This is a genomic window from Dysgonomonas sp. 216 (assembly GCF_010501065.1).
Lineage (GTDB): Bacteria > Bacteroidota > Bacteroidia > Bacteroidales > Dysgonomonadaceae > QVMM01.
This window is the reverse complement of the sequence record NZ_QVMM01000010.1, coordinates 42,655-63,284: the sequence shown is the minus strand read 5'-3', so window position 1 is coordinate 63,284 and position 20,630 is coordinate 42,655. Positions and strand designations below refer to the sequence as shown.

The window sequence follows — 20,630 nt, the reverse complement described above, 5'->3', positions numbered from 1 at the left end:
ATACAACCATGACAAAATTATATTCGTTATTCGGTGGTACAACAACCGACACAGAAGTAAAAGCAGTAGAAGTAAACCAGGTAGTCCAGATGCAGGGGTACAGTTATGACTGCTATGTAGTCTACAAAATAACACACGATGACAAATTCGGCTATCGTTACCACTTAATCAACCTTCGGACATTAGATATACACCAATCCGAAATAATAAAGCCGTTAAGTCAGAAATTCGGTATAGGTATGTATTACGATGAGAACAACATCGAATTTATGCCCGAAAAAGAAACAGCCGAATTACTCGCCAAAGCACAAGCCAATCGGGTGGATAAGATGGAGAAAGAACGAGCCGAGGAAAAACGCAGGGAAGAAGTTCGGGTTATTGGTCGTGATTGGCTTGAAAAGAACCTGCCCAAAGATGCACAGGCACTAATTGTCGCTTGTCTGAAACAGGACGAGAGCGACAGCCAAACCGACTATTTTGCATCCTCTACCGTCAGAACCGTGATATTAGGCTTTTCCAAGCATCAGAGGGACATCTTTTCGGAAATGCGCAAATATGCATCTAATTTTGAAGAAACAGCCTACCTGTTTGAATATAACGAAAATTACGAACACAGGGAAAAGTATTCAATGGGGAAGGGCTATTATTTAGGTGAAAGTTATTACCATGGTTGGATAATCAAGAAAGTACCTATCTATAACAGGGAAAGCACAATCAAAGAATTTGCCTATACGGCAGGTAATCCCGATAATATCCACATCAAAACAACAGGAAGAAAAAATACTACCGTATCAGGAGGACAGGCAGGAGAAATGCAAGCTGTACAAAGAGCCGATAACCTCCGATTCGAGATTGTAGACTATTCCGAGAAAGCTATCGCTTTGTTTGGAGACACCAAAGAAATCAAAGATTTACTTAAAGCAATGGGAGGAAAATTCAATCCTAGATTAACCCACAACAACGAAAAACAAGCAGGGTGGATATTTTCCCAAACTAAGAGAAAAGAATTAGAAAGAGTATTAAATCTAAACAAATAACTACCATGAAATCAACAGCTTATTTCACACGCACGATACTAACATATTTGGAGCAACAGGCGGAGAAAGATTCGTTGTTCGCCCAATCCTTTGCCAAAGAGAGTAAGAACATTGATGAATGTTGCCTGTATATATTAAACCAAGTTCAGAAAAGCGGTTGCAATGGTTTTCACGATGATGAGATATTTGAAATGGCAACCGATTATTATACAAAGGATAATATAGAAGCAAGTAAACCGATTAACGCCCGAATCACAGTGAACCATATCGTTAAACTGACAGCCGAAGAAATAGAAGAAGCACGAAAAGACGCCATTCAAAAGGCTCAGAACGATGCTTATAACAAAATGATGCAACCTAAAGCAAAACGGGTGAATATGAAACAATCAACAGAAAATCAGCAACTAACATTATTTTGAATCATGAAACCAAAAAATAAATTTCAGAAACAAGTAGTAGAGGCAAGTAAAACCCTGCCTAAACTCACTGAAAAACAGATTGAATGGGGATATAGAAACTGCATTGAGCATATAGGGCAACGCACAAGCAAGGGTATTGTTACTTGTACCGACTGCGGACACAAATGGCAGGGGGATGGCGAATTGATTAGTACCCTTTTGGGATGTGAATGTCCGAACTGCAAAGCCAAACTGATTGTAAAGACCACCCGAAAGAGGATATTTGAAGGATGCGAGTACCTTTGCACTATTACCACCCATGAGGGCTATCAGGTCTTACGCTATATTATGATAAAATCAGTAGCCAAAGTCGGTAAAACGGTAAAATACACTCACTCGGAAGTCATGCAACGATGGATTGCACCTAATGGCAAATACTGTACATTCGCCAAACTCCGCCAGACAATGGGGACGATGTACTATGATTCATGGATATTCGGTACTCCTTTGGAACTTCGCACGGAAATTGATGTTTACAACAGGATTCTGCCTTATTATTACTATCCCGAACAACAGCTAATCCCCGAACTGAAACGCACGGGCATAAAGAAATACATAATCAATCAAAGACCGTTCGATGTATTCCACGCTTTACTATCTGACAGCAGAATGGAAACATTGCTCAAAGTAGGGCAAACAGAATTGTTCAGCCTGTTCTTAAAAGACAGAAGCCGTAAGATTGATGATTATTGGGCATCTGTACGCATCTGTATCAGGAATGGGTACAAGGTCAAAGACGCTTCCCTGTGGTGTGACTATATCGGTTTTTTACGCTATTTGGGTAAAGACCTGCATAACGCTAAATATGTATGCCCATCCGACTTGCATAAAGAACATAACCGCTATATGTTGAAGAAAGCAAAAGCGGATGCACAAAAAGAAATGGAGAAACTCCGGGAGAAAGAAGCCGATTTTGCACAGGCAAAAGGCAGATTTTTCGGGCTGATGTTTTCGGATGGCGATATAACAATCCGTGTATTGGAGAGCATCGAGGCAATTGTATTAGAGGGGAAATTGATGCACCACTGCGTAGGCGGTTACTACTCAAAGGAAGATTCATTAATCCTTTCAGCTACCATTGAGGGCAAGAAAATAGAAACCATTGAAATATCCATTTCAAGATTAGAGGTTATCCAATCGAGAGGGGTATGTAATAAGAATACCGAGTATCACGACAGGATAGTACAGCTTGTTCAGAACAATATCCCATTGATAGAAGAACGGTTAGCAGCATAAAGAATTATAAACAAACTAAACATCAAAAATTATGAGCACAAACTCAATCAATGATAACAATGGCTCTTGCGTATGTGAACAGGGAAAAGAGAACTATATAACATTCCGTCCTGCCCACCGTCCAAGGCAAATCTTCTATCAGTACGATTTCAGGTATGCGGGTGATGGCGAATTATTTTCCTGCGTAGCACCCTCGTTGGAAGAATGCCGTAAACGCAGGGATGAATGGCTAAGGAAGAAAAGCGAGAGATACAAGCTGTTCATAGGGATAAAAAAGATAGGCGAGTTCGACACTATATCCCAAGCCAAGCAATACGCCCAAACCAGCGGATATACAGGAGTATTTAACCTTTTAGGAAAGGATTACAGGGATAGTTGGTATGTGTTCGCTAATGACAAGTAAACGAATAATAAATAATAGATGTACGGGCAGGTGAAAATTCTGCCCGCTTCTTTTTTCATGAGCCTAAGCGGAATAAAAGAAGCAAAAAACCGATGGTAAATTTTTCGATTTACCCTATTTTTGTATAAATGCAAGATAAATGAATAATAAGGTAAAATTAGAAAAGTGGAAAATCGCCCAGAAACGGCACAGGCTATCGGATGCACAGGTGCTGATGGCTCGTGAACTCGGTTTCAATCCCGATAAATTAGGAAAGCTGGATAACCACAAACAGGAGTCATGGAAGACACCATTACCACAATATATCGAAAATTTATACTATAAACGCTTTGGAAAGGAAACACCGGATGTTGTTAAATCTATCGACCAACTGCTCAAAGAGGAACAAATAAAAAAAGAGAAACACAATAAAGAAAAGCAGCAAAAACGAAAAGCTAAACCTCAGGAGGATGAGTTTCCTGCAAAGGATAAACATGATAATACAGAAAAACAGCCTCTTACTCTTTCTGCTAAACTTAAATTGTATAATGCTAAACCTAAAATCAGGATTAAATTAGAAGGTGGAGATACTCCTGAAACGATACTACAAAAAGAAGCACATATTTTTGATGAAGCCTTCGAATTATATGAAAAAGAAAATGCTACTTTTTCAGAATTAGGTTTTGCCCTGAAAAAAATACACCCCAGATACACCCCTCGTCGTTATGGATGTAAAACGTTAAGGGAAATCTATGAAAAATTAGATAAATACGAGATTATCCAGACAGAAGGAGAAAATATTTATGTTGTTGCCAAAAAATAAAATATTGCTTCCGTTAACACACAGAGGTCCGGGCTTTTACCCAGACCTCTACATACATAACGCTCTCTCACTCCACTTCCTCATCCCATAATTCAATATCGGATTTGGCACAGCGGATACTTACGATTATACAAATCCATGAAACAACCTGATAGGCCGTCATACAATAATAAACTATATTCATAGCTATTTTTCTTCCGATGAGTTCGCATTAAAGTTCAGCGTCAGGGGATATTCCCGGGCGAACGAATCGAAAAAGACAATCTCTATCACCGCCCTTTCCTGTGAATATGAGGTGTAATAGAGCCTGAATGTTTCTTTTTCCAATTCGTACGTGTCATTGGGCAGGAAAGGCGTACCCCTATCCATCCGCAGGGAGCCGCGCCCCTCAGTTTGGAAATAACGCAGGAAGTATTTCGTATTTTCATACTCTCCCGAACGTTCCAATTGACACCTGATCTCCGCTGTTTCACCGGTTTTCAGTTTTTTGGGTACAGGCAGGTGAGTCACTTTGAATTCATAGTCCTGCTTAATATCAATATCATCGCTACAGGCACAGGCTATTGCAGCAAGCAATAGCATATATATAATGTATGATGCACATTTTTTCATTGTAATTCTTATTTATATTTTTCTTTTATTGCCTAAAACCCTCCTTTGGAGGGTTTGGCAGGTCTTCGCTAATTGATTATAACCTTGACGCCGACAGCCACCTGCGTATGGAATTTACTAATTTCCGAGCCGAACAATACCCTTTCCCGTGCATTGACAAGCAAAGCCAGCCTATCGTTCAGGAATGTTTCTATTTCCACAGCTATCGCCCCGCCATACAGGAAATTGTCCTTATTGGTAACAGTTGCCCCGTCATCCAGTCGTTTCTTTCCCCAGTTTATTGTTTCATACCCTGCCGCCAGCGATGCTCCGACAGAAAAGAATACGGTTTTGGATGGATCGGACTGCATTTGTTTGTAGTAACCACCTTCGGCTATGAATTGCGCCAGGGGAATATCTTTGCTGTCATAGCCGTATTGTTTCTGCATATAGTCTGCCCCGATCACCCAGCGGTTGCCGCTGTGATTGTAAGAGGATAAGGCTAACCCGAAGCTGAAACTCTTATCCGGGTTGAAGCCGTCCACCGTGCCCGCTGTAAACTGAACTCCTTTCTGTTCCGGCAGGTAACGCTGCCCATGAGCCTGCCCTACAATCAGCAGGCTCAATGAAAAGGCCAATGTTATAATCAATACTATTCTATACATAATTTTTATTTATTAGTTCATTAAAGCAGTTAGCTTATTTATCGCTTTGCGGCATTGGCTAATTTGCTTATTTTATCTTTAGTTCATTAATCTGTTCGGCTCGAATCAGGTCTTCATTCTCAATAGTAAAGGACTGATTACGACCGCCGTTCTTTTCAAACAGTTCTATAACGAGCTTCTTATCATTGGGAATCGTTATTTTGTCGATGGTCAATACAGTGCGCTCCGTCCGCTTACCTGAGACAGTCGATATAAAATTATATGCCCGCAGCGGATAAATCACTGTTTCCTGAATCGCTGTTTGTTTGCCTACTTTCTTGTCGATGATTTTCATACGCACAAAATCCACATCGAAAGGTACATTGGAAGAATTTTTAATAGATGTATGCAGATACAGGAGGTTGTTATTCGAATAAATCCCCTTCAACAGGTATTGTATGCCGAAGCGTCTCGAGCCTATATGCTTTACAATTCGTTTGTCAGTTTTGTATATCGCCCTGTTTATCAGGTAAACGATGCGGGGCGATTCGCTACCCAGTTCCTTCAGGTAAATATCGAGTGAGTTATTCGGACGATTTGTTGCTTGACCGTCGTGTAAAAAATCTTTCATCTCGATATTGAGCTTTTCAGGCTCATCGGCATATTTTACATTATAGGTGTAGTAGCTGCCTTCTTCGGTAATGACAGCCAGATTGGTTTCTGTTTCAAAACTACGGACAGCCGCTTTTACCCGCAAGATATTTTCCGAAGCCCCTGCTTTTCCGGCTATGATGTTATTCGAACCCAGGTCCACATAACGAATGGCAGCGGGAAAGATAATATGCACGGTCTTATCGAAAGTCACCTCTAACCCGTATGGCGGAATCATGCGGTCAAAGGTTATTTTTCTTGTCAACCCTTCATAATAGTCACCGGAAGCAAGTTTTGGTGATTGCCCCCGCTCTTCAGGCATTTCCTTTGTTGCTGGTTGCCCCGTTACGACAATAGTATCCCCTATTTGGGCATTTATATTACCGATGGTTGTCACTGCCAGTATAAATACTACAATATATTTTTTCATCTTTCTTTTATTTATTTGATTCATAAATATTTTCGTCAACTGTATTTCATCTGCTAATATGCAAATCTTTACATTTTCTCATTAAATTGGCACATCATCCCATTAACTAATTAGTCTTCGGCATCAACATGACCCGGTATCCCGATTTGAGGGTTACCTTTACCTGTCGTATCTTTTTCTGCATATACGCCGATACCCCTTGTATGGCACTTTTGCTCAAATCGGAGGTCAGTTGCGCCCCTGTACTCTGTGTCATGGTAAAACTTGTCCCCACACTGTTTCCCATATTGGCTAGAATCTCTTTGGCTGCGTTCATTTCCAATGAACCGGGAATGTAAATACCTCGCTGCCCATCGGTGTCGAATGTCGCCATTTCCACCGGGATGATCGTACCCTGATATTCGATAGAAGCTATCTGGATTTCCAGCCGTTCACCCTGTATTTTGGCGACACCCGTCAGAACCGTATTTTCCGGAATAAGCGTCGTCCCCGCCAGTAATGGCTCGGTCAGGCGCATCCGCGTAGTCTGCCCGTCCACTACCGTCTGGTCGTCATGGATTACGGCGGAGATGGTATTTTTTTCCGATACACCGGTCTCTCCGCCCATCGTATTGAATCCCATATTGCGGGGCTGGTCGAACATCATGTACAGTTCATTATCGCCATACGACTGGCTCAATGCCGATACCGTCCGGTTGTCTATCCTGCGCACGGGGCTTACTTTGACCTTTCCATTACCGGAGGAATTGTTTTTGCCGTAATTGTCGATCTTACTTTTCAGTGAACCGTTGTTTTGCTGTTCCTGGCCGGCCGGCATATACTTAGCCGCCATTTCGTAGGACTTCTCCATCAAGGTAAGCTGTTCGTTCATAAGCGATTGCTTATCATCTTTTTCCTGCATCCTGGCTTCCAGTTCTTCCAGCTTCTTCTTCATCTCTTCCTTTTCGGGATCATCTTTGGGCTTTTCATAGAAATTACCTAATGTCTTATTGATGTCCCTGTATGCCGAAACCGAATTGTTTATCGGAGCTTCCTTTTTTTCTTCCGTTCCGGTTTCCGGAGCAGGATTACCCAACATAGACAGATTCGCCCTGTTTGTACCGGATTCATTCTCTAACTCAATAATATATCCCTGTAGGGATTGCATCCGCTCGTTTTCTTTCCCCCGCATCTGCTCTTTTTCGTAGGCATCTTTCTTGTCACCGATTATCTCGTCACTCCCCGGATCAGGTATGTCGGCGTTAAAGCCGTTGCCTTCCTGCTGCTTCGCCTTATTCGCGCCGGAAGGGGCAAATATCAGCCACATGGAACCGGCGCAGATAACCGCCATCAACAGGAACACGGCATATTTTTTAAGTTGCTGCCTGCGCTCTGCACTTATTTTTGATTGTTCGCTCATATTCGTTGAATTTTTTGTTGTTATTATTCATTATACTATCGGCAGAATCCTTCGGTATCTCTTGCCCGGGCAGGGAAAAGCCTCCCTTGTCGATAGGGGAATCCATAAAATCATAGTCCTTATTCTTATTGTATTCTAATCCCGGCTGTCTGATGTGTTCAAGCTTCAATTGTTTCTTCTTTTCACTTTCCCTTCCCCAGTTGTATATGGTGGAAAAAGTAAAGTAGAGATTGCCGATTGTCAGTATCAATAGCATAATCAGGATAACCATTATCCGCTTGTCAGGAGTAAGTTCCCCGCATAAGTCCTTCAACCAGTCTTCCAGCCGCCGGTAGGCGATGTCTTTTAATTTTTCTTTCATAAGCCTTCGTTTTTTTAGCGTGCAAGAACACGTATATCCTTGTTTTCCTTTACCTCGAATCCCTCAATAATAAACCCGTGTGGGTTATTGTCGGAGCGGACGGAGTTCTGCAATTTGCAGGATGAGATAAGGGACCGTTCGGTAATATTACTCTCGCGTATAATCATCTGGCGGGCATAGGTAACAACCTGATAGGGATAGGTATTCAGGTTGCAGACAACGCTGTCTATCTGAATGGTCTGGTTGATGTTCCCTGAGATGATACGGTTGTAAAACCCTTTCTCTGACAGGTCTTTATAATAATTAAATGCCGACCTGTCGGACAGGAGTAATGCCCGGTTGATATTGCTTTCAATGGCGTTCTTATCGGGAGACAGAGTAAAGAACAGCTCATGGAAACGCCTGACATGTTCACGGACTTCCACCGGACGGTTTTGCGATAAGTCCTGCGAGAGAGCCAGCATCAGGGATTTTCCGTTGTCCAGTACATATATCTTCTGGCGTTGGGCCTCCGCGAAATCGTATGCACTGTATACAGAGTAACCCGTCACCAGAGTACACATACACAGAAAGACAATGCCGAAGATGCGGAGCTGCTTAAAGCTGGTTTCTATATTTTTTAAACTTTTAAATTCCATTTTTTTAATGTGATAATTTAATAATATGCCGATATGCCAGTGGTAACCACTGAGCCTTGTAGTCATTTCTTCATTGGCAAATTAGCATATCAGACCATTGGCTCATTGAAATTATCTGTCTTGTAAGCTAATAATTGGGAGCGGTAGCTCACCGCCCTTTCAACCTTCCTGCAATATTCCCTGCGGCGGCACCCGCAGCACCTCCTGTGGCTGCTCCTGTCTTAGAGACCGTCTGGTTGACGTTCTTGCCGTAGTTACCCATACCTCCTGCCGATATTATCCATCCGGCAACGGTCGGGATGGTAAAGAAGCCTACAATACCGATAATAAGGAACAGGACGTATACGATATCCATGCTGTCTATCGAAAAGTTGGGATCGGTCTGCATACGTTCGATATCCGCCTGTAACATCAGGGATTGAAGCCGCGCCAGGATACTGCTGAATAAATCCGATACTGGTAGCCACAGATAGACCGATATATAACGCGTTATCCATTGTGTAAGCGTGGAGGCGAATCCGTCCCATACCGATATGGCGAAAGCTATCGGTCCGAGGATAGCCAGAACTATCAGGAAGAAGGTGCGTATCACGTCAATGACCAATGCAGCCGCTTTAAAGAGTATCTCCAACAATTCCCTGAATGCTTCGCGTATCCATTTTTTTGTTTCATACATTCCTTTTTCAATATATAGCCCTACTTTTGTCCCTACATCGGTAATGCCGAGTTCTTCTAACTTAGCGTCCCAGACTTCGTTATCCACCAGATAGGTTGTTTCGGGATTCTTACGCATAATCTCGTATTCCAACTGGTCTTTCTGCTGGGCGTACTTGTTCATATCGAAAGTTTCGGATTGCAGCATCCCGTGCGTTCCCTGTACTACCGGACTCATTATACTGTTGATGGTTCCCAACACAATTGTCGGGAAGAACATAATACACAGCCCGATGGCAAAGGGACGCAGCAGAGGGAACACATCTATCGGTTCCGCCCGCGAGAGCGATTGCCATACCCGATATGCCACATAAAAGAGTGCGCCTAATCCGGCTATTCCTTTGGCTACCCCGGTCATATCACTGCACAAAGGCATCATCTGGTCATAGAGTGTCCGCAGTGTTTCGTGAAATTGATCAAAATCCATATTCTTCTAATTTAAGAATTTGCTAATCGATTTACCAATAGCGTTCATCCGGATTGCCATATAAAGCCGTCACCCGCGCGGTTTCGCCCTTCTTCTTTGCCCGCAGGTAGGAAATGCCGATATTCTTATTGGTATAGTATCTGACTAAATTGCGGTAGTTCACCATTTCATTGTGACAGTGATTGACCACATCCATCCGGTCTTTATCCGACAGGGACAGGGTAGTGATATTGACTACGCCTTTAAGTTCATTCAGTACATCGTTGCTTTGTTCCAATAGCTTGGCGTAACCCGTAGCGATAGCATTGAGTTCATCGACTGAATAGTTGGGATCGGACATCATTTTCTGGAAGTTGACAACATATATATCCGATATATCACCTACCATCAGGATGGTTTGCTGCACTTTTTTTGCGTCACGCACCAGATTGTTGACAGATTTGAGCGCATCGTAGTAGGCCTTGCCCTGTTCGTAAATTTTAACGGTTTCCTTAAAATTCGAAACCATATTTTGGGCGGTGGTAGTGGTCTGCACTACATTGCGTGTTGTATTGACAATGCCCTGCGCCAGGTTGGAAGGGTCTATAACCGTCCATTGTGCCTGCACATTCGTTGTCAAGAGGATAAGAAGTCCCCACATCATAAAAATCTTTATTTTCATGTTGATAAATTTTTGTGTAAATAAATTGAGTTGGTTATCCGTTTGTTACCGGATTAAACTATTTGTTTAGAGGGTAAAACCGCGCTTCGAGTGTGCGGTCACCGTTCGCCATGAAGGAATAGTGCAGGTAACCGCTGACTTTTTTATCATCTTCATACCATCCCGAAAAGTTGTAACCCTTGTCCATTTCGGCTTTCACCGTTACATAATCCCCGCAATGGCGCGTCCCTCCTCCCGAGACCGTGCCGCCGGAAGTATGGCTTAAGGTTATCGTACAGGGAAGGCTGAACCGGAAATTATGTGTAACGCCCGATTTGAAACCGAAATAATCATCGGCATAATGCAGGTATTCTTTTCCTCCTGCGTAGATACGCAGCAACAGCGAATCCTGCTGCACCTCCTGCTCCGGTATCAGCGCCCGGTACCAGCTGGTTCCGTCATATCCGGAAATAAGGGACATCCTGACGTCATACTTGAGTGTATCGCTTATATAAGCTTTCGAATACATCATATCGACAGTGCAATTCAGGTATTTGCGTGAAAGGATGATACTGTCGGCAGTCCTGTCTATACCGTGGTTCAGTTCAACCTCGACCATGGCCATCATATGGCGGAAACGTAAGGGGATAATATCCCCGGTGATACCTTCTTCATTGACGGCGACGATCAGGTCGCTGCCCAGGTGATGCCAGGATTCACCGAGGCTCTCATGAGGGCTGTGTTCCCACCCGTCTTGAAACGGGCAGACCGAGAAATCGAGTCTCAGCCAGCTGTGGTCCATCGAAGGATTGTAAGGGTAATAGGCATAGAATGCCAGCTTTTGGTTCAGGACAAACAGCCTGTCTTCTTCCCTTTCGGGGTTAAAGTTCTGCCCGTCATACATGAAACACTTATTTACGGCATACAGATCCGTCGGCCGCTGGTTACCGTCTAGATTGCGCATATCTACCGCGAACACCCCGATCCGGTCGCCCGGCAGAAATGCCCAATCCCTTATATGTCCCATGCTTTTAAGCTGCGAGGTATCTTCCGGGCGGAAGCTGACTGCACGGCCTTGTGTTTTGCCAATATGGCTGTATTCTTCCGTTTCCTCGCTGCACGAAGTAAAGACCAGAAGGAAGAATACTAAGGGTGTAATTATTCTATATGTTTTCATCATTCCCACATATTATGGGGAAGGAACGCTTGCCATACCTCCCCGTTTATTTGTTTACAAAGGATATGTTTCGTTAATTCCCGGAAGCCATGGTTCGATCACTACATCCCTGACATGCAGTTCTTTTCCGGTTATCTGCATATGGTAGGTATTCCGGGTTCCGCTTTTCCAACTCGTGCCTTCGGGTACTATCCATGTATAGGGTTCGCCCTCAATTTTGAAGTGTACCGCTACACTTCCTGCCGTAGTGACAGCTGTCGGCATGACCATCATATTGATACCTTCCTGACTCCCTGCGTAATGCGTGCCGTCATTCTGCCAGCGTATACCTTCGCGTGAGGACTCATCGTAGCTGATCTCTCCCGTGGAGATATCCAGCGTCCCGCGGCTATGCAGTCCAATGACGCCGGGCATCGGATTGACGATTTCGATATAGTCAACATAATCCGCTCCCGGACCGCTTATATGGAACTGCACCAGTGAAAGGGCATGCTTCATGGCTAATTTCACTTCGGGATTATACTTATTGACCTCCGCCCATCCGGTAGCATGTGTCCCGTATAGGTAATCCGTTTGGCTGGTATGCTCAACGGGAATCTGACGGGGATAGTGATTTTCCTGATTAAATGGGTAATAAGCGAATACCCGCACCGGGATGTTATCAAGCATGACACCGGGCTGCTGGTACCAGTACCCGTACTTGTAGATGGAACATACATTGCGCCCCGTTCCGTAGCGTTCAAAAACATGGTCTATATTCCCGTCCTGTGAGATAAACAACCCCAACTGGGAATCATCGGTAAACGAGCTGATCGTTCCGCTTTTGGTATTGCGAAGGGCCGGGCTTATGTCTGTTTTTATAGTCAGGGCGGCTAATTCTCCATTAGTGGGACCGTTTACTGTATCTGCATCATCATTGCAGGAACAATACACAAGGCAGGATACCAGCAGAAGTGATAATTGACATAATCTGGATAATTTCATAATATGCGTTTTTAGTTTTTTTGTTTGATATTACGGGGAGGCTTTTTACACCTCTCCCGTTACTTTTTTTGAAAATGAAACAATTGCTTACCTGAGCAATAAAGAAACCTGCGGTTTTAGAATATTTCCACACCGCTTACCGGGCCGTCGATCCAGTCTGTGATAATCACATCTGCGATCTGTAGTTCGGTACCGTTGAGTGTCACCTCATAAATATACTTTGTGCTTTGCTTCCAGGTCGTATTGGCTGGGACATTATAGGTATATACCCTGCCATCGATGGTAAAATGGAATTGTACACTGCCGTTTGCAGAGGTATTGGCTACAGGCAGTATCATCACATTCAAATAATCATTATTACCGGGAGTCACATCCGGTATGGTATACAGCCCGTCGGTATCCTCAATGGCGGCGGGGCTTATCTCTGTAGCCAGGGTATATATATCCCCGTTGGTGATGCTCAGTGTGCCGGCGCTTCGCAGGTCGTTGCGTCCCGTTTCATTTCCTACCGCTAGGCGTGTTACTTTCCCTTGTCCGTCGTAGTTGTGTTTGCTAAGCCTGAATTGTAATAACGTAAGGGCATGGTTCATACGCAGGCGTACCCGTGGGTTGTTATGGTTAACGGCCTGTTGCTCTTCGGCATTGGTGCCGAACATATAGTCCGTTTGGGAGGTATGTTCGATTTGGGCTGTGTTCACACCGTTACCAAGGGAAGGCATATAGGGATACAGGGCATAGACGGAAGCATTCTCACTTGTCAACCTTACGGGGCGTTCCATGCTCCATAAAGCTGTATTCCCATCAAAAGAGGCTTTGATATTGTCGTAAGGGCCGCCGGGATAGGGTGTCCCCAGCGTACCGGCACATACGAATAAGCTGAGCGTCGATCCGTCGGCAAAGGCAGTCATCGGGCCGGAGCGCAGGGATTTTTGCTGCGTATTGATCTCTGTTGTAATACTCAACAGAGATGCATTTTCGTTTACTGTTGCTGATTCATCATGATCGTTACATGATGCAAATACAAGCATGGCGGTCATCGTCATAAATAATAACTTTTTCATTTTTTTTAAATTTTAAATAAATACTTGGCTCTGGTTAAGCCGTTTATTAATACTGTTTTTTTTACTTATTTTCAAATTGGCATATTGACTCATTGGTATATTGATTAATTAAATATCTATATGCCCTCCCTCACCTGTACACCAGTCGGCAATCGAAAGGGAAATACCCACGTTACTGAGGTAAACCTCAATAGTCAGGTAAATAGCCGGAGCGGTGAAGTTTTCAAATACGCCCGTCAGGTCGAGGTTTTGGTAGTAATCCCTATCCCCTGCGAGCGACAGATGTATATCTATATTTTTGGATACTTCCGGACACATGCCCAACACACACATAGCGGTAGAGTATTTGTCGGCTGTCACCTCTTTGCTCTTAAATGGCAGGGATGCCTGGCTTTGCATCGCCTGCATATCCCCGAAAGAGTATCTTGTCGCTACTCCGCTTAACTCTCCGGTCAGGTTCTCGATGGCTGTGTCCACATTCCGGCGAATAATCACAAAGTCGATAAACACCTGTTGAAAACAGGGTCTCGGGACAAGTACACATTCTGTCCTTTCAAAAGCCGGAATAGCAATTTCCTTTTTAGCGGCATACAGGGCGGGGACATTGGTAGTATATACCTTGCTATCATGTGTATAGGTAACCAGCGTAGCATAGGCGGAGCAGGGACAATCCATTTCATAAAAAGTAATACCTTGCGGATGGTTATATGTCAACACCGCATGATTTGCAGCCGCCAGTCCGGTCAGCAGGGTATCGCCAGAAAGTGGGTAGGAAGCTAACACACTGTTATCGGGATAAAACACCGTTTGCATGATGTCCGGTTTTTCCGCCCTGGTATTAAGGTGCTGCCAGTCGAAAATCACTTTCACATCGCCCGTATAGAAACAGCCCTCCTCAAAGTCGATCAGGTGGCAGGAGCTTATCAAACACAGGCATAAAGCCGTGGTGAATATTGCTTTTACTATTTGTTTCATCGTAGTTGAGTTTTTATTCATCATCATTATTCAATCCGTAGGCTTTAATCAGCTTATTTATCTCCGGGTCGAGCGTACCGCGCCAGCGTTTGGCAGGGTCAAGTTCCACCGAGCGCAGGTAACGCCTGACGGCTTCCTCTTCCTCTTCCAGGCGTGAGGCCAGTACCGCCAGAAGGTATTCCCTATCCCCCGATTCGGCTTCTCCTTTGAGGATAGTGTATGCCGGACGGTCATAGCCTAAGCTCATCAGGCAGATGGCGGTATTCCAATCATTGTATTCGTTCAGTATTTGCAGGGCATCGTTGTACTTGCGTTGTACCAACAGTTTTATCCCACGCTCATAAAGGGTATCGGGTTCCATCGTGTGGATGGTGTCTTTTATCATGCCCTTGCGGTGTACATGGAAGGTAAAATCTACTGCACGCAGATAGGGATATAGCTTATCCTTTATCAACCTGTAATCCTCCGGATACCTTTGCCGCATATCGCTCTCCTTACGGTCGGGATCGGATATTTCGGCGATGATAGCCAGTATCATTTGTTTATTTACACTTTCCAGCGAATCGGATACCAGCCTCGACAATCCATCCCAGTCCTCGCCTTTGGGACGCGCCAGCAGCATCTTTTCTAATCCCTCTATGCCCGAAAGATTGGCTTGCAGGTATTTACGGATGGATTCGGCGCGGTTCTTCGATAATTGCATATTGGAACGGAAGGAGCCTTCCGGCGAACAGCCCGCCACAAGGGAGATACTGTCCATGACGAACTCGCCTGTTTCGGCCAGGGCGTCGGTCATTCCCTGTACACGGTCTATTTCTGATTGGTTGTTGCCCAGTTCGATATCCAGATCGGATTTACCTACCTTGAAGGTAATATACGCCCGCATCGAAGAAGTGGCTCTGCGTTCGACAATCTTGCGCATATAGCGGGGACGGGTGTCTAAGAATTGCACCATCGAGGAAACGATATATTCCAGCGTGTCTGATACAGGAAGTACAAAATCGTTACCGTCGAGAGCTAAGGCGTAGCCGTCCAAAAAGAGTTCCATGCGGCGGCTGTCCTCATCGACGGCTACCTCCTGATGATAGTAGTATTCAAAATGGCCTTTGTTGTACAATACCGTATCGAGGTGTGCAGACGGGTTCTTCGGAAATTGCACCAGTTTGTTGAACATTAAATCCTTCTCGTCGATCAGCTTTTGGTTCTTAGCTATCAACTTGTCCTTTAAGAAATTCCGTTTTATGCTGGCCGAATCTTCTGCCGAAAGCGGACGGTAGCTGTTCTCAAATTCATAGCGGTACTTATCCTTGCGGTATTTGCGGATAATGGTCTTTTCGGTAGCTTCGCGATATAAATGCAGTTGTGGGATTAGTCCGGTCAGGAATCCGTAAGAGGCTGCATGGGAAGGTTTATGTTCTATATCCGAAGGGTGCAATGCCGCCAGATGGCCATCCTTTTCCTGCGTACGTTGCAAGCCCAGGCGTTCGCGCAACCATGAACGGCTGTTATACATCTTGGTATTGAAGATAGTGTAACGTTTGTTCAGTCGGCTGATATACCGGCGGTACTTTACATAGTCCATAGAATCCTTATAGACGCGCATCCGTTCGTCCCTGTCATAATCGGACAGGGACTTATTAAAAGCTCCTGTGCGGACAAACCGTTCATCGAACAGGCTGTCAGGCACAATACCGGAAAGGTAATTCTGATACCTGCGGTAGCCGTCCTGCTGCACACGGTCGAAATCATCGCCGTTGAGTACCAGATCGCCAAAATCGGTGATATTTCCTTTTTTTAGCAGGTGCGGTGTCAGGTTTAACTGGCGCCCGGGTTCTATTAGCCCTTCGGGAACGGTAACGATAAAGTCCACATCCACTTTTCCGAAACGTTCGGGAACGTTCTTGAGCTTTGCCGTAACCGTTATTTCATCCAGTTCAACGGATAACTGACGCTCTCCTTTTTCGTTCAGGTCTGTCTGCACATAGGTGGTCTTATTACCTTTATGGTCTTTCATCTCCACTACCGAAGGCAGTCCTTTCTTTTTCTTCTCTTTCTGCGTTTCGGCCGGGACTACAGGCAGATGGATATTCGCCCGCAGGATTCCTTCCGGCTTCTTGCTGCGGCAACCCATCAAAAGGATGGTGGCAACCACAAGCAGGGAAATACTGTAAATCGTTATTGTTTTCATATCATTTTTAATTAATCCGGCGAGCTTAGAATAAATAGACTACTGATACTCCGACCTTATTCGGTACAGCATGCCAGCCACTCTCGTCCTCTATCTTACGGGTACATTTCTCACATGGGTATTTCTCGTAATCCGTCCATACCAGCCCGATCCCCAGTTCTGCTTCGAGGTTCCAGCGCGGAGAGAGCATCAGCGCATAACCTGCACTGATACCTACGCCGTAAGCCTGTCCTTTGTAACGGTTGTCCTTCCATGTGAAATGATACTTAGTGCCGATAAGGTTAGCTCCGGCAAAGCCTCCGATATACGATTCCAATGCCCAGCGACGTACTCCCGGCAACAGGGTGAAATTCTGTATCTTCTTGTTGCCGCCGAATACGAAAGGGTTGTAATACACCGGAAGATGGATCGAATGCCAACGGTCGAGCGTCATGCTCAGCTCTGCATTCAGGGTAGCGGTTCCCAATACGGGGATATTCGTACCGGCAGAATAGAACTGTGCCTGCATCTTCCCGGAACAACACAGGCAAAAGGCGGTCATTAGAGCATAGGCAAATATGTTCTTTTTCATCGTGATAAATTGTTGATTATTTTATAGGATTGTTTCGGGTATCTGTCAGTTGTTTGATAGCCTGTTCCAGATCGCCTCCAAGTTTTTCCGCCAGGCAGAAGACCTCCATCTTTTCGGTTTCCTCGGTCGTATATGTCAGGTATTCCGGTTTCGATACTTCCGTAGCATATACCGCCGACTGCGCCCCTCCCAGCCCGATCCATACTTCTTTATAAATACGGCTTGGATTATTAGCCATATTGATGGAGAGTATCTGCGCCTTTTCCTTATCGGTGAGTCCCAGCAAATTCTGTATCGAATCAAATTTGTTCATGTATTTTCGCTGGTCGAGCAGGATTTTACAATCGGAGTTATTGATAATGGCATCTTTAACCACAGGAGACGAGATAATATCGTCTACTTCCTGCGTGACGACAATGGCTTCCCCGAAATATTTCCTAACGGTTTTATAGAGGTATTTCAGGTAATCCGCCATGTTCGGAGAAGAAAGAGCCTTCCATGCCTCTTCGCAGATAAATTGTTTTCGGACACCCTTTAACCGTCTCATTTTGTTAATAAAAGCCTCCATGATTATGATGGTAACGATAGGGAATAACTCGCGATTCTCCTTTATCTGGTCGATTTCGAAGACTACAAAGCGTTTGTTCAACAGGTCCAGTTCCCGCTCCGAGTTCAACAGGAAGTCGAAGCGTCCGCCCCGGTAGTATTGGCGCAGGGTAGTCAACAGGTTGTCGATATTAAAATCTTCCTTATTGACTTTTATCTCCCGGCTTTCAAGTTCCGGTTTGTACTCATTCCGCATATACTCATAGAAAGTGTTAAAGCCGGGGCGTATACGCTTATCGCTTTGAATCCGCTTGATATATTCATCGACAGCACTGCCCAGCTCTCCCGATTCGGTCTTCGTGATTTTATCGTCTTCGCTTTTCCAGAGGGTAAGGAGCAGTGTTTTGAGGCTGTCCTTTTTCTCCACATCGAAAATCCCGTCTTCAGTATAAAACGGATTAAATGAAATCGGCTTTTCCTCAGTGTATGTAAAATAAATTCCATCTTCCCCTTTCGTCTTGTTGCGTATCATCTCGCATAAACCCTGGTAAGAATTTCCCGTATCAACAAGGACAATGTGCGTCCCCTGCTCCCAGTATTGGCGCACGAGGTGGTTCATAAAGAAAGACTTACCACTGCCCGATGGTCCTAACACGAACTTATTGCGATTAGTAATAATTCCTTTCTTCATCGGTAAGTCCGATATATCCACATGAAGGGGCTTTCCCGTTACCCGGTCCACCATCTTGATACCGAACGGTGAAGGAGAACTTTTGTAGTTGGTTTCCCCGACAAAGAAACACAATGCCTGTTCAATAAAAGTGTAGAATGATTCTTCCGCCGGAAAATCTCCCTGATTACCAGGAATACCCGCCCAGTATAAGGTTGGGGCATCGACCGTATTATGTCGGGGCTTACATCCCATCAGTGCCAATTGACTACCGACATCGTTCTTTACCCGCGCCAATTCCTCTCTATCCTCACTCCATGCCATAACGTTGACATGGCAGCGGACGGAGGTCAGGGAGAAGCTGTGGGCATCATTCAGGTAATCTTCGATCCAGGCTTTATTAATCTGGTTGCTTCTGCTGTACCTCGACAGCGAGTGCATATTCTTCGCCTGTTTCTCAAAAGTCCTAAGATTCTCTGCATGGTCATCAATAAAAATATACTGATTGACGATGTGGTTACAGGATAGCAGTACGCCTATCGGGGAGGCAAAAGACAAACGGCAGTCGCTCCGGTCCGTTGATAAGCGTTCATAACGGATGTCGGTCTGTACTTTGCCCGGCAGGTCTTCAGTATCGGACAGGATATGCAGACACAGGTATTTATCGCCGATTTTCATTTCGCCGGCACTGAGTGCCATATCCTGCAAACAAGTGGTATCCTCCTGCGACAAGGCAAAATATTTTTCTAATATTCCTGCCTGCTCTTTTGTCCCGACAATCTCATCGGTCGTTAACCGCGTCAGTTTGATGAAGCCCGAATCATTGATGATACGCTCGAACTGTCCGGCGGACTCCAGAAATTTCAATGCCGTTTCTTTATCCTGCATCTCTTTGGGAATGATAAAGCCGCGGGTCAGGGCATTGAAGTTGCTTTGCTGCTTGGCCCGCTCTTTCGTGGTCTTGGTCAGGAACAGGTAGCAGCTATGGTTCAGGAACGGGCGTTCGTTAAAATGCCGTTCAAAACTCCGGCTCAGAAAGCTGATATCTTCTTTTTCTACCTGCGGTTGGTAATTTTCTTCCACAAACCAGTCCTGCTTACAGACGATGGAGTAGTTCGGCAATACTTTGATGGCTTTGCCCCATACAGAGTGCATCGCTTCGTACTCGGCCGAGGTGACGGTAAAGAGTTCGGGAAGCTCCACTTTATAGGCAATGGTAATATCCGCATCTTTGCTCAGGATACAATCGTATTCGATCGCCAACAGGGGAAACTTACTTTCGAGCGTGGCTGCTTTTAGTGTATTTCTCATGCCCGGCCCCCTTTCCGTTTTATCCGGGCAATCAGTTGGATGATGCGCCTGCGGTTGATAATAAAATCGGGATGGTTTTTGGAAGCCTGTAACTTCATCAGTCCATGTTCTCCGTACTTCTCATTCAGGTGAAAGGTTGCCCGGACCAATGTCACGGCACTGACAACACCAAATCCGATACAGGCCATCTGGTCGATACCTATCATGTACATAATGACGAAGATGATAAATACCGAAAGTAGTCCTCCTGCAAAAATGAACAGGTATTGAGACTTGAGTCCCTTGAATTCCGCCGGGCGGCCAATGCCTTTGTTGATTGAATATTCCATTTTACTCGTTATTAAATGATTAATAAGAGGGTCTGCGACCCTTACAGGAAGAAGGAGCGTAAAATTGTCGCCGCTACAATCAAAAAGATACAGGCTCCGAACCAACTGGCGGCCGTTTTGCTTGTATCGGGATCCCCACTCGAAAACTTCGAATATACTTTTACGCCCCCGATCAGCCCGACAACGGCTCCGATGGCGTAAATAAGTTTGGTGGCGGGATCGAAATAACTTGTCACCATATTCGTTGCTTCGGTTATGCCTTGAAGCCCGTTTCCTTGAGCAAAGAGGTTTGTGGCGGCAGCCATAAGTGCCAATGTGAAAAAAAGAAGTTTCTTTTTCATTCGCTTTTGTGTTGTGCCGTGAGGACTGGATGGTCCCTCACGGCGG

General features: G+C 44.8%; 22 protein-coding genes and 1 pseudogene. 6 read left to right on the top strand and 17 right to left on the bottom strand.

Annotated elements, in window-relative coordinates; all coding sequences use genetic code 11:
* Positions 1-8 precede the first annotated feature (8 nt).
* The 6 genes and pseudogenes from D0T53_RS07595 to D0T53_RS13570 all read left to right on the top strand — a co-directional run bounded on the left by D0T53_RS07595 (position 9) and on the right by D0T53_RS13570 (position 3,936).
* A complete protein-coding gene (locus tag D0T53_RS07595) occupies positions 9-1,037 on the top strand; it encodes a fusion protein (protein WP_163266482.1) in 1,029 nt (342 codons plus the stop codon).
* A 5-nt stretch (positions 1,038-1,042) separates the two neighbouring features.
* Positions 1,043-1,456: a PcfK-like family protein gene (locus tag D0T53_RS07590; RefSeq protein WP_163266480.1), complete on the top strand. Its 414-nt coding sequence runs from the start codon at positions 1,043-1,045 to the stop codon at positions 1,454-1,456.
* Positions 1,457-1,459: 3 nt separating this feature from the next.
* A complete protein-coding gene (locus D0T53_RS07585; protein WP_163266478.1) occupies positions 1,460-2,731 on the top strand; it encodes a PcfJ domain-containing protein in 1,272 nt (423 codons plus the stop codon).
* A gap of 31 nt (positions 2,732-2,762) precedes the next feature.
* Positions 2,763-3,134: a DUF3873 family protein gene (locus D0T53_RS13740; RefSeq protein WP_163266476.1), complete on the top strand. Its 372-nt coding sequence runs from the start codon at positions 2,763-2,765 to the stop codon at positions 3,132-3,134.
* A 139-nt stretch (positions 3,135-3,273) separates the two neighbouring features.
* Positions 3,274-3,582: pseudogene (locus D0T53_RS13575) on the top strand (hypothetical protein); the annotation flags it as partial.
* Between the two features lie 72 nt (positions 3,583-3,654).
* Positions 3,655-3,936 (top strand): OST-HTH/LOTUS domain-containing protein, encoded by a 282-nt coding sequence (locus tag D0T53_RS13570; RefSeq protein WP_255489418.1) that lies wholly within the window; start codon positions 3,655-3,657, stop codon positions 3,934-3,936.
* A 186-nt stretch (positions 3,937-4,122) separates the two neighbouring features.
* Here D0T53_RS13570 and D0T53_RS07570 read toward each other — a convergent pair whose 3' ends face one another.
* From D0T53_RS07570 to D0T53_RS07490, 17 genes are all read right to left on the bottom strand, one after another.
* The gene (locus D0T53_RS07570) at positions 4,123-4,548 is read right to left on the bottom strand and encodes a DUF3872 domain-containing protein (RefSeq protein ID WP_163266472.1); all 426 of its coding nucleotides are present in this window, start codon (positions 4,546-4,548) and stop codon (positions 4,123-4,125) included.
* Positions 4,549-4,616: 68 nt separating this feature from the next.
* Positions 4,617-5,192: a conjugal transfer protein TraO gene (locus D0T53_RS07565; RefSeq protein ID WP_163266470.1), complete on the bottom strand. Its 576-nt coding sequence runs from the start codon at positions 5,190-5,192 to the stop codon at positions 4,617-4,619.
* A 67-nt stretch (positions 5,193-5,259) separates the two neighbouring features.
* Positions 5,260-6,252: a conjugative transposon protein TraN gene (gene traN / locus D0T53_RS07560; RefSeq protein ID WP_163266594.1), complete on the bottom strand. Its 993-nt coding sequence runs from the start codon at positions 6,250-6,252 to the stop codon at positions 5,260-5,262.
* 106 nt (positions 6,253-6,358) lie between these two features.
* Entirely contained in the window at positions 6,359-7,651 is a 1,293-nt protein-coding gene (traM, locus tag D0T53_RS07555) for a conjugative transposon protein TraM (protein WP_163266468.1), read from the bottom strand.
* Positions 7,605-8,012, bottom strand: coding sequence for a TraL conjugative transposon family protein (locus D0T53_RS07550; protein ID WP_163266466.1), 408 nt, complete (start codon positions 8,010-8,012; stop codon positions 7,605-7,607). The genes traM and D0T53_RS07550 overlap by 47 nt, the downstream gene beginning before the upstream one ends.
* A 14-nt stretch (positions 8,013-8,026) precedes the next feature.
* On the bottom strand, positions 8,027-8,650 hold the full coding sequence (traK, locus tag D0T53_RS07545; protein ID WP_163266464.1) for a conjugative transposon protein TraK: 624 nt from the start codon (positions 8,648-8,650) through the stop codon (positions 8,027-8,029).
* A 148-nt stretch (positions 8,651-8,798) separates the two neighbouring features.
* Positions 8,799-9,791, bottom strand: a complete 993-nt coding sequence (traJ, locus tag D0T53_RS07540) for a conjugative transposon protein TraJ (protein ID WP_163266462.1) — start codon at positions 9,789-9,791, stop codon at positions 8,799-8,801.
* Positions 9,792-9,822: 31 nt separating this feature from the next.
* Positions 9,823-10,452, bottom strand: coding sequence for a DUF4141 domain-containing protein (locus D0T53_RS07535; protein WP_163266460.1), 630 nt, complete (start codon positions 10,450-10,452; stop codon positions 9,823-9,825).
* Between the two features lie 58 nt (positions 10,453-10,510).
* Positions 10,511-11,611, bottom strand: a complete 1,101-nt coding sequence (locus tag D0T53_RS07530) for a fimbrillin family protein (protein ID WP_163266458.1) — start codon at positions 11,609-11,611, stop codon at positions 10,511-10,513.
* A gap of 51 nt (positions 11,612-11,662) precedes the next feature.
* Positions 11,663-12,592 (bottom strand): fimbrillin family protein, encoded by a 930-nt coding sequence (locus D0T53_RS07525; RefSeq protein ID WP_163266456.1) that lies wholly within the window; start codon positions 12,590-12,592, stop codon positions 11,663-11,665.
* Positions 12,593-12,708: 116 nt separating this feature from the next.
* Complete coding sequence (locus D0T53_RS07520) at positions 12,709-13,653, bottom strand: fimbrillin family protein (protein WP_163266454.1); 945 nt, start codon at positions 13,651-13,653, stop codon at positions 12,709-12,711.
* Positions 13,654-13,761: 108 nt separating this feature from the next.
* A complete protein-coding gene (locus D0T53_RS07515) occupies positions 13,762-14,628 on the bottom strand; it encodes a hypothetical protein (RefSeq protein WP_163266452.1) in 867 nt (288 codons plus the stop codon).
* Between the two features lie 13 nt (positions 14,629-14,641).
* Entirely contained in the window at positions 14,642-16,816 is a 2,175-nt protein-coding gene (locus D0T53_RS07510; RefSeq protein WP_163266450.1) for a hypothetical protein, read from the bottom strand.
* 25 nt (positions 16,817-16,841) lie between these two features.
* Positions 16,842-17,324: a DUF3575 domain-containing protein gene (locus tag D0T53_RS07505; protein WP_255489417.1), complete on the bottom strand. Its 483-nt coding sequence runs from the start codon at positions 17,322-17,324 to the stop codon at positions 16,842-16,844.
* A gap of 79 nt (positions 17,325-17,403) precedes the next feature.
* Positions 17,404-19,914, bottom strand: a complete 2,511-nt coding sequence (locus D0T53_RS07500; RefSeq protein ID WP_163266448.1) for a TraG family conjugative transposon ATPase — start codon at positions 19,912-19,914, stop codon at positions 17,404-17,406.
* Positions 19,911-20,243: a DUF4133 domain-containing protein gene (locus tag D0T53_RS07495; protein ID WP_163266446.1), complete on the bottom strand. Its 333-nt coding sequence runs from the start codon at positions 20,241-20,243 to the stop codon at positions 19,911-19,913. Before D0T53_RS07495 ends, D0T53_RS07500 begins: the two co-directional genes overlap by 4 nt.
* Before the next feature lie 41 nt (positions 20,244-20,284).
* Positions 20,285-20,584 (bottom strand): DUF4134 domain-containing protein, encoded by a 300-nt coding sequence (locus tag D0T53_RS07490; protein ID WP_163266444.1) that lies wholly within the window; start codon positions 20,582-20,584, stop codon positions 20,285-20,287.
* Positions 20,585-20,630 lie beyond the last annotated feature (46 nt).

Excerpts from the sequence above, each read along its gene's own strand:
- traK (WP_163266464.1), bottom strand. The coding sequence starts at position 8,650 with ATGGAATTTAAAAGTTTAAAAAATATAGAAACCAGCTTTAAGCAGCTC.
- D0T53_RS07520 (WP_163266454.1), bottom strand. The coding sequence starts at position 13,653 with ATGAAAAAGTTATTATTTATGACGATGACCGCCATGCTTGTATTTGCA.
- D0T53_RS07550 (WP_163266466.1), bottom strand. The coding sequence starts at position 8,012 with ATGAAAGAAAAATTAAAAGACATCGCCTACCGGCGGCTGGAAGACTGG.
- D0T53_RS07500 (WP_163266448.1), bottom strand. The coding sequence starts at position 19,914 with ATGAGAAATACACTAAAAGCAGCCACGCTCGAAAGTAAGTTTCCCCTG.
- D0T53_RS07495 (WP_163266446.1), bottom strand. The coding sequence starts at position 20,243 with ATGGAATATTCAATCAACAAAGGCATTGGCCGCCCGGCGGAATTCAAG.
- traJ (WP_163266462.1), bottom strand. The coding sequence starts at position 9,791 with ATGGATTTTGATCAATTTCACGAAACACTGCGGACACTCTATGACCAG.
- D0T53_RS07525 (WP_163266456.1), bottom strand. The coding sequence starts at position 12,592 with ATGAAATTATCCAGATTATGTCAATTATCACTTCTGCTGGTATCCTGC.
- D0T53_RS13740 (WP_163266476.1), top strand. The coding sequence starts at position 2,763 with ATGAGCACAAACTCAATCAATGATAACAATGGCTCTTGCGTATGTGAA.
- D0T53_RS07595 (WP_163266482.1), top strand. The coding sequence starts at position 9 with ATGACAAAATTATATTCGTTATTCGGTGGTACAACAACCGACACAGAA.
- traN (WP_163266594.1), bottom strand. The coding sequence starts at position 6,252 with ATGAAAAAATATATTGTAGTATTTATACTGGCAGTGACAACCATCGGT.
- D0T53_RS07570 (WP_163266472.1), bottom strand. The coding sequence starts at position 4,548 with ATGAAAAAATGTGCATCATACATTATATATATGCTATTGCTTGCTGCA.
- D0T53_RS07585 (WP_163266478.1), top strand. The coding sequence starts at position 1,460 with ATGAAACCAAAAAATAAATTTCAGAAACAAGTAGTAGAGGCAAGTAAA.
- D0T53_RS07510 (WP_163266450.1), bottom strand. The coding sequence starts at position 16,816 with ATGAAAACAATAACGATTTACAGTATTTCCCTGCTTGTGGTTGCCACC.
- D0T53_RS07490 (WP_163266444.1), bottom strand. The coding sequence starts at position 20,584 with ATGAAAAAGAAACTTCTTTTTTTCACATTGGCACTTATGGCTGCCGCC.
- D0T53_RS07515 (WP_163266452.1), bottom strand. The coding sequence starts at position 14,628 with ATGAAACAAATAGTAAAAGCAATATTCACCACGGCTTTATGCCTGTGT.
- traM (WP_163266468.1), bottom strand. The coding sequence starts at position 7,651 with ATGAGCGAACAATCAAAAATAAGTGCAGAGCGCAGGCAGCAACTTAAA.
- D0T53_RS07530 (WP_163266458.1), bottom strand. The coding sequence starts at position 11,611 with ATGATGAAAACATATAGAATAATTACACCCTTAGTATTCTTCCTTCTG.
- D0T53_RS07590 (WP_163266480.1), top strand. The coding sequence starts at position 1,043 with ATGAAATCAACAGCTTATTTCACACGCACGATACTAACATATTTGGAG.
- D0T53_RS07505 (WP_255489417.1), bottom strand. The coding sequence starts at position 17,324 with ATGCAGGCACAGTTCTATTCTGCCGGTACGAATATCCCCGTATTGGGA.
- D0T53_RS07565 (WP_163266470.1), bottom strand. The coding sequence starts at position 5,192 with ATGTATAGAATAGTATTGATTATAACATTGGCCTTTTCATTGAGCCTG.
- D0T53_RS07535 (WP_163266460.1), bottom strand. The coding sequence starts at position 10,452 with ATGAAAATAAAGATTTTTATGATGTGGGGACTTCTTATCCTCTTGACA.